At 59.4% G+C, this 695-nt stretch carries 2 protein-coding genes; both read right to left on the bottom strand.

Features of this window, described 5'->3' with window-relative positions; genetic code table 11:
• The coding region (locus PZ895_RS16505; protein ID WP_275840095.1) for a hypothetical protein at positions 1–350 on the bottom strand (350 nt) is incomplete at its 3' end.
• A gap of 10 nt (positions 351–360) precedes the next feature.
• Positions 361–695: hypothetical protein (locus tag PZ895_RS16500; RefSeq protein WP_275840094.1), on the bottom strand; the 335-nt coding region annotated here is incomplete at its 5' end.

Below are 695 nucleotides of genomic sequence, written 5' to 3'. Positions count from 1 at the left end.
GCCAGCGCGCGCGAGACCAAATGAAGCCACGCAAAGGTTGCGGCCTGTTCCTCGGTCAGTGTCACCGCCGCCTCCCTCTGCCGATCCATATCGAGCCGATATGTGTCGGACAAGTCCTTGAAGGACGCCGCAACTTGCGGGTGCTGGGCCGCAATCCACTGCGCATGTTCCTGTGCTCTTTTGAGCCGCTCCTCCTCCTGCTCGTCCATCCATTTTTTAAGGAGGGATTGAGACTCATGCTCCCACAGAGCAAATTCTAGCCCTTTTCTCACCAGCTCCTTCAGCGAACGACCAGTCTCAGGAACATGCGCCAGCATCTCGTCGTCGATTTCGATCTCGATTTTCGCCATGGTGCCCATCCTACTCGCAGCGCGAAAATATTCGCTCGCCCTGCCGGAATGCTGTTTCCGAGATGTAGGTCATCTCCATCGTCGATGCGTTCGCGGTTCCTTCGGCTTCACATTCGGTGTTCAGGCGGACAAGATCGCCGGCCCGGTTCACGTCCCGCACTTTGCAGAAAAAGTCCGCGCCGTTCACTGAGCCGTCATTGATGTCATACAGGACATAATGGATGTCGTCGCCGATCCGGTCGACGATCTCGCCGTGGTTCAGGCCGCACAGCGACGCGTCGCTGAGATAGCGGCCATCGGCGAAGGGCAGCGCGACTGGCGGCTGCGCGGCGGCGATTGCCGCCG

Origin of the sequence: Mesorhizobium sp. YIM 152430 (assembly GCF_029210365.1) — a bacterium.
Classification (GTDB): domain Bacteria; phylum Pseudomonadota; class Alphaproteobacteria; order Rhizobiales; family Rhizobiaceae; genus Aliihoeflea.
This window is presented reverse-complemented; position numbering and strand designations above follow the sequence as displayed.